Raw genomic sequence first — 7,417 nt, 5'->3', positions numbered from 1 at the left:
AGCTCGGTGTCCGGATCTTCGAGACCGCGCCGTCCTTCGTCGCCGACACTCCCGCTGCCCGCCTGCTCGTCAGGGGCTGGCAAGCGATGTCGCAGGAGCTGGTGCTGTCGTGGAAGGAGGACCCCGCAGGCCTGTCGCGTGAGGAGCTGCTGGGGGTTCTGGCGGGTTCGCTGCCGACGCTGCTGGAGATGCTCGAGCAGGGGTAACACGCTGTTCGTAGGATCCAACCGGCGGTTCAGAACGACCGGATAGTCCTACGAACAGCGTGTTACACCCCGCCGGAGGGGTCAGGCCGTGACCGCCGCCTCCAGCTGGTCCAGGGCCCAGTGGAGGTCGTCCTCGGCGATGACCAGGGGCGGGGCGAGGCGGATGGTGGAGCCGTGGGTGTCCTTGGCGAGTACGCCGCGGGCGAGCAGGCGCTCGCAGATCTCGCGACCGGTCGCGATGGCGGGGTCGATGTCGACGCCGGCCCACAGGCCGCGGGTACGGAAGCCGACGATGCCCTTGCCGACCATCGCCGCCAGTCGGGTGTGCAGGACCTGGCCGAGCACATCGGCGCGGGCCTGGAACTCACCGGACTCGAGCAGGTCGATGACGGCGGTGCCGACGGCGCAGGCGAGCGGGTTGCCACCGAAGGTCGAGCCGTGCTGGCCGGGTCCGATGACGCCGAGCACATCGCGATCGGCGACGACGGCCGAGACTGGGACGATGCCGCCGCCGAGCGCCTTGCCGAGGATGTACATGTCGGGCTTCACGCCGGCGTGGTCGCAGGCGAAGGTGTAGCCCGTACGACCCAGGCCCGCCTGGATCTCGTCGGCGGCGAAGAGCACGTTCTCGCGGGTGCACAGCTCGCGCAGGCCCGGCAGGAAGTCGCCGTCGGGGATGACGACGCCGGACTCGCCCTGGATCGGCTCGACCAGCACGGCCACCGTGTTGGGGGTGATCGCGGCCTCGATCGCGGCCAGGTCGGCGTAGGGAACCATCACGAACCCGGGGGCGAACGGGCCGAAGCCGTCGCGTGCGTCGGCGTCGTCGGAGAAACCGACGATCGTGGTCGTACGGCCGTGGAAGTTGCCGGCCATCACGACGATCTCGGCCTGGTCGGCGGGCACGCCCTTGACGTCGTAGCCCCACTTGCGGGCGACCTTGATCGCGGTCTCGACCGCCTCGGCGCCGGTGTTCATCGGCAGCACCATGTCCTTGCCGCACATCGCGGCCAAGCGCTCGGTGAACTCGGCGAACTGGTCGTGCACGAACGCCCGCGAGGTCAAGGTGACCTTGTCGAGCTGCTCACGGGCCGCGGCCAGCAGGGCGGGGTGGCCGTGGCCGAAGTTGAGCGCGCTGTAGCCGGCGAGCATGTCGAGGCAGCGGTGGCCGTCGACGTCGGTCACCCAGGCGCCCTCGGCGTGGGAGATCACCACCTCGAGGGGGTGGTAGTTGTGCGCGGAGTGCGCCTCGGCGGCCGCGAAAGCGGCGGGGGTCAGGCTGGTCGCAGCGGTGTCCGGGGCCTCGTTCAGCAGGGTCATCGCACTCCTCCATCTCGTGGTGCTGTTTCGGGGGATCTGGCTAAGGATCAGGGTGACACCAGAGCCAAAGATCATCTGATTGTCTGACAATCATGCAAAGCGTACGCCGCGCCTGCCCGCCTGCGCCACCCCTCGGGCGTCGTCGAGATTTGTCTCTGCCGTCCGGGGGCTCGTAACCTTGGGAAGTCGTGGCTCCTGCCGCGTCCTGTCGTGCTTGACCCTCAGCGGTCTCGCGCACGGTCAGGGGCGCAGATCCGGATGGTCACGGTGGTTTCGACAGGTTCGTCAGGTTCGACCACCGTGGGGCAAGCCGGGCCGTGTTCGTCAGAAGTCACGAGAGCACCATCCCGCCACATGCACCCGCTGGGCGGGCACAACGAACTACTAAGAAGGCACACGTGCGTACTTACGCTCCCAAGCCGGGCGACATCGAGCGCGCCTGGCTCGTGATCGACGCGACCGACGTCCGTCTCGGCCGTCTCGCTGTCCAGGCCGCTGAGCTCCTCCGCGGCAAGCACAAGGCGATCTTCGCGCCCAACGCTGACACCGGCGACTTCGTCATCGTCATCAACGCCGAGAAGGTCTCCCTCTCCGGCAACAAGGCCAAGACCAAGCTGGCTTACCGTCACTCGGGTTACCCGGGTGGTCTGACCGCGACCCCGATCGGCGAGATCCTCGACAAGGACGCTCGCAAGGTGATCGAGACCGCTGTCTGGGGCATGCTGCCGAAGAACAAGCTCGGCCGCCAGATGCTCAAGAAGCTGAAGGTCTACTCCGGTGCGGAGCACCCGCACGCCGCGCAGAAGGCCGTTCCGTTCGAGATCAAGCAGATCGCCCAGTGAGCCAGGACCAGGACATGACTGAGAACACCGCAGAGGTCGAAGAGACCTTCGAGACCGATGAGCAGGGCCTCGCGTACACCTCCGAGAGCGCTGCTTCCGCCGACACCCCCGAGCGTCCGGCGACCATCGCGCCGGCCGCCGCAACCGGCCGCCGCAAGGAGTCCGTCGCCCGCGTCCGGATCGTCCCGGGCACCGGCGAGTGGACCATCAACGGTCGCACCATCGAGGACTACTTCCCCAACAAGCTGCACCAGCAGATCGCGAACGAGCCGTTCGCCGCGCTGCAGCTCGAGGGCCGCTTCGACGTGATCGCCCGTATCGACGGTGGCGGCATCGCCGGCCAGGCCGGCGCGCTGCGCCTCGGCGTGGCCCGCTCGCTCAACATCGTTGACGAGGAGACCAACCGCCCGACCCTGAAGAAGGCCGGTCTGCTCACCCGCGACGCCCGCGTCGTGGAGCGTAAGAAGGCTGGTCTCAAGAAGGCTCGCAAGGCCTCGCAGTTCAGCAAGCGCTGATCGGCGGACATTGCCTCTTATTGTGTTGGGGTGCCTCGTAACGAGGCACCCCAACCTCATTTTCGGGCGGGGGCCGACGTACGAAAGAAGGTCACAGGGACGTGGCACGCCTTTTCGGCACTGACGGTGTTCGCGGTCTCGCGAACGGCGAGATCCTCACCGCCGCGCTCGCCCAGAGCCTGGCGACATCCGCAGCACTGGTCCTGCAGGACTCGGCGGGCTCCGACGACTCGCCGCGCAAGCCGCTGGCGGTCATCGGCAACGACTCGCGCATCTCGGGGCAGTTCCTGCAGGCGACGGTCGCCGGAGGCCTCGCCTCGGCCGGGTGCGACGTGATCGAGGTGGGCGTGCTGCCGACCCCGGGCGTCGCCCACCTCACCGCGGCCCTCGGTGCCGACCTCGGCGTGGTCATCTCGGCCTCGCACAACCCGATGCCCGACAACGGCATCAAGTTCCTCCAGCGCGGCGGGCACAAGCTCGACGACGTGCTCGAGGACCGGATCGAGTCGCATCTCGAGGAGTCCTGGGACCGACCCACCGGCGCGTCCGTCGGCCGGATCTCCTCACACGAGAACCCCGTCGAGACGTACGCAGCCCATCTGGTGTCCACGCTGGAGCGACGGCTCGACGGGCTGACCGTCGTGGTCGACTGCGCCAACGGCGCGGCCGCGGCCGCGGGGCCGCTGGCCCTGGACCAGGCCGGCGCGAAGGTCATCGCGATCAACGACTCCAACGACGGCCTCTCGATCAACGACGGCGTCGGCTCGACCCACCCGGAGACGCTGCAGAAGGCGGTCCTGGAGCACGGCGCCGACGTCGGCTTCGCCTGGGACGGCGACGCCGACCGCTGCCTCGCCGTCGACGGTGAGGGCAACCTCGTCGACGGCGACCAGCTCATCGCGATCCTCGCCCTCGGGCTCCACGACGCCGGCCGGCTCCCCGACGACACCGTGGTCGTCACCGTGATGAGCAACCTCGGCTTCGTCAAGGCGATGGACGCCGCCAGCGTGCAGGTGAAGCAGACCGCCGTGGGCGACCGCTACGTGCTCGAGGAGATGCGCCGCGGTGGCTACGCCATCGGCGGTGAGCAGTCCGGCCACATCATCATGAGCGAGCACGCCACCACCGGCGACGGGATCCTGACCGCGCTGCACGTACTGCAGCGGATGAGCCTCACCGGACGTACCCTCACCGACCTCGCCTCCGTCGTCACCCGCCTCCCGCAGGTCCTGCTCAACGTCAAGGGCGTGGACAAGGCCCGCTGCAAGACCGACGACGGACTGCTGGAGGCCGTCGCCGTCGAGGAGAAGGCGCTCGCCGGCTCCGGACGGATCCTGCTGCGCCCCTCGGGCACCGAGAACCTCGTACGCGTCATGGTCGAGGCCCCCACCCACGAGGACGCCGAAGCCTGCGCCGAGCGCCTGGCGGATGTCGTCCGCGCGCGACTTGCCCTCTAGCCCGACGCCGAGTCGGCGCGTCTGTCTCACGCAGTAGCGTCGAGTCGACGCTACTGTCCCAAAAAATCAGGTCGAGTCGGCGCAAATGCCCCAAGATCCGTGACACCTTGGGACATTTGCGCCGACTCGACGATCTGAGCTGGGACAGACGCGCCGACTCGACCCCGAATGATGGGACAGTTGCGCCGACTCGGCCCGTTTTCTTGAGACATTCGCGCCGGGTCGGCGTCAGATTTTTCGGAGGCGTACGTAGCGGACGGAGTGGTCGCGGTCTTTGCGGAGGACGAGGGTGGCGCGGGAGCGGGTGGGGAGGACGTTCTCGCGGAGGTTGGGGCCGTTGATCTCGTTCCAGATCTCGGTGGCTCGGGTGATCGCCTCGTCGTGCGAGAGGGCCGCATATTTCGTGAAGTAGGACGACGGGTCGCGGAAGGCGGTCTCGCGGAGTCGCAGGAAGCGGTCGACGTACCACTGCTTGACGTCACGCGTGTCGGCGTCGACGAAGACGGAGAAGTCGAAGAAGTCCGAGAGCGCGAGCGAGATGGTGCCGTCGGCGCGGACCCGGGACGGCTGGAGGACATTGAGCCCCTCGAGGATCACGATGTCGGGTTTCTTGACCACCACGCTCTGGTCGGTGACGTCGTAGGTCAGGTGGGAGTAGGTCGGGGCCCGGACCTCGTCCTCGCCGGACTTGAGGTCGACGAGGAAGCGAAGCAGCGCCTTGCGGTCGTACGACTCGGGGAACCCTTTGCGCTCCATCAGGCCGCGCCGCTCGAGCTCGGCGTTGGGATAGAGGAACCCGTCGGTGGTGACCAGGGCGACGTTGGGGTGCTCGGGCCAGTGGGCGAGCATCTGCTGGAGCACGCGGGCGGTGGTCGACTTGCCCACGGCCACGGACCCCGCGACACCGATGACGAACGGCGTACGCTCCGGCAGCGGCTTGCCGAGGAAGAGCTCCTGCTGGTCGTGGAGCCTGTCCGAGGCGCTCACATAGAGGCTGAGCAGCCGGCTCAGCGGCAGATAGACCTCCTCGACCTCGTTGAGGTCGATCTGGTCTCCCAGGCCACGCAGCGACTCGATCTCGGTCTCGGTCAGCGGGCTCTCGGTCTCGGTGGCGAGCTCGGCCCACGCGCTTCGATCGAGCTCGACGTAGGGCGAGGAGCCGCGGTCGTCGCCGTGTGGCCCGGGGTGTGACATGGCAACGATTGTTACGCACAAGCACCGCCGCTTCCGTGTGGGGTCCACGAGAGCCGTAGGATCATCGGCCATGTGCGGCATCGTTGGGTACGTCGGAGACCGGTCCGCGCAGGACGTCGTGATCGACGGCCTGCGACGGTTGGAGTACCGCGGGTATGACTCGGCCGGGATCGCGCTGGTGGCCGACCAGAAGCTGGCAGTGAACAAGAAGGCCGGCAAGCTCGCCAACCTGGAGAAGGCGATCGCGGCCACGCCGCTGCCGGCGTCCACGACCGGGATCGGCCACACCCGCTGGGCGACCCACGGCGGCCCGACCGACGACAACGCGCACCCGCACCTCGGGCGCACCGGGCGCGTCGCGGTCGTGCACAACGGGATCATCGAGAACTTCGCCGAGCTGCGCGCCTCGCTGGAGACGGCCGGGCACGAGTTCGGCTCGCAGACCGACACCGAGGTCGCCGCGCATCTGCTCGAGCGCGAGGTCGTCGGCGGCGCAGACCTGACCGTCGCGATGCAGCGGGTCTGCTCGCTGCTGGACGGCGCGTTCACCTTCGTGGCCGTCGATGCGCAGGACCCCGACCGGGTCGTCGCCGCCCGCCGCAACAGTCCGCTCGTGGTCGGTCTCGGTGAGGGCGAGTCGTTCCTCGGTTCCGACGTCGCCGCGTTCATCGAGCACACCCGCGAGGCGCTCGAGCTCGACCAGGACCAGGTCGTCACCATCACCCGCGAAGGCGCCACGGTCACCAACTTCGACGGCACCACGGCCGAGGGCCGCCGCTTCCACATCGACTGGGACCTCTCCGCCGCCGAGAAGGACGGCCACGACTGGTTCATGCGCAAGGAGATCCTCGAGCAGCCTCGTGCTGTGGCCGACTCGCTGCTGGGACGGCGTACGTCCTCCGGTTCTCTCCATCTCGACGAGATGCGGCTCGACGACGACGAGCTGCGCGAGGTCACCAAGATCATCATCATCGCCGCGGGGACCTCGTTCTACGCGGGCATGGTCGCGAAGTACGCCATCGAGCACTGGTGCCGGATCTCGGTCGAGGTCGAGCTGGCCTCCGAGTTCCGCTACCGCGACCCGATCCTCGACAACTCCACCCTGGTGGTCGCGATCTCGCAGTCCGGCGAGACCGCGGACACGCTGCAGGCGATCCGGCACGCACGCTCGCAGCGCTCCAAGGTGCTGGCGATCTGCAACACCAACGGCTCCACGATCCCGCGCGAGTCCGACGCGGTCATCTACACCCACGCCGGCCCGGAGATCGGGGTCGCCTCGACCAAGGGCTATCTCACCCAGCTGGTCGCCTGCTACCTCCTCGCGCTCTACCTGGCGCAGGTCAAGGGCACGATGTACGGCGACGAGATCGACGGCGTCATGACCCAGCTCGAGGCGATGCCGGAGGCGGTCGCTCAGACCCTGGAGACCGCGCCGCAGGTCTACGAGCTCGCCCGTGAGTACGCCGACCGCAAGGCGTTCCTCTTCCTCGGCCGTCACGCCGGCTATCCGGTGGCACTGGAGGGCGCGCTCAAGCTCAAGGAGCTCGCCTACCTGCACGCCGAGGGGTTCGCCGCCGGGGAGCTCAAGCACGGCCCGATCGCGCTGGTCGAGGAGGGCCTGCCGATCTGGTGCATCGTGCCCCCGCGCGGCCGCGACTTCCTGCACGACAAGATGCGCTCGGGGATCATGGAGGTACGTGCCCGCGGCGCCCGCACCATCGCCCTGGTCGAGGAGGGCGACAACACCGTCGACTCCGTCTCCGACACGATCGTCCGGCTTCCGCGGGTGCCGGTGCTGCTGCAGCCGCTGGTCGCCGTCGTTCCCCTGCAGCTCTTCGCCTGCCAGCTGGCCACCGAGCTCGGCCTCGACGTCGATCAGCCGC

General features: G+C 68.6%; 6 protein-coding genes and 1 pseudogene. 5 read left to right on the top strand and 2 right to left on the bottom strand.

Annotated elements, in window-relative coordinates:
- A pseudogene (locus ACRDPS_RS01420) lies at positions 1 to 206 on the top strand (TetR/AcrR family transcriptional regulator); the annotation flags it as partial.
- 81 nt (positions 207 to 287) lie between these two features.
- Here ACRDPS_RS01420 and rocD read toward each other — a convergent pair.
- Positions 288 to 1,526 carry an ornithine--oxo-acid transaminase gene (gene rocD, locus ACRDPS_RS01415; protein WP_431499829.1) on the bottom strand — a complete coding sequence of 413 codons (1,239 nt, stop codon included), beginning with the start codon at positions 1,524 to 1,526 and terminating at the stop codon, positions 288 to 290.
- Positions 1,527 to 1,924: 398 nt separating this feature from the next.
- On the opposite strand from rocD, the gene rplM reads away from it, so the two are divergent.
- The 3 genes from rplM (at position 1,925) to glmM (ending at position 4,340) form a co-directional block, all read left to right on the top strand.
- Positions 1,925 to 2,368: a 50S ribosomal protein L13 gene (rplM, locus tag ACRDPS_RS01410; RefSeq protein ID WP_431499828.1), complete on the top strand. Its 444-nt coding sequence runs from the start codon at positions 1,925 to 1,927 to the stop codon at positions 2,366 to 2,368.
- A gap of 14 nt (positions 2,369 to 2,382) precedes the next feature.
- Complete coding sequence (gene rpsI, locus ACRDPS_RS01405) at positions 2,383 to 2,883, top strand: 30S ribosomal protein S9 (protein ID WP_431499827.1); 501 nt, start codon at positions 2,383 to 2,385, stop codon at positions 2,881 to 2,883.
- Positions 2,884 to 2,984: 101 nt separating this feature from the next.
- Positions 2,985 to 4,340 carry a phosphoglucosamine mutase gene (gene glmM / locus ACRDPS_RS01400; RefSeq protein WP_431499826.1) on the top strand — a complete coding sequence of 452 codons (1,356 nt, stop codon included), beginning with the start codon at positions 2,985 to 2,987 and terminating at the stop codon, positions 4,338 to 4,340.
- Between the two features lie 228 nt (positions 4,341 to 4,568).
- Here glmM and coaA read toward each other — a convergent pair whose 3' ends face one another.
- Positions 4,569 to 5,534, bottom strand: coding sequence for a type I pantothenate kinase (coaA, locus tag ACRDPS_RS01395; RefSeq protein WP_431499825.1), 966 nt, complete (start codon positions 5,532 to 5,534; stop codon positions 4,569 to 4,571).
- 70 nt (positions 5,535 to 5,604) lie between these two features.
- Between coaA and glmS the strand changes: the two genes are divergently transcribed.
- The coding region (gene glmS, locus ACRDPS_RS01390; RefSeq protein ID WP_431499824.1) for a glutamine--fructose-6-phosphate transaminase (isomerizing) at positions 5,605 to 7,417 on the top strand (1,813 nt) is incomplete at its 3' end.

The sequence above is a fragment of the Nocardioides sp. genome (assembly GCF_050699375.1).
Taxonomy (GTDB): Bacteria; Actinomycetota; Actinomycetes; order Propionibacteriales; family Nocardioidaceae; genus Nocardioides.
The sequence above is the reverse complement of the archived record's forward strand: the minus strand, read 5'-3'. Positions and strand labels throughout refer to the sequence as shown.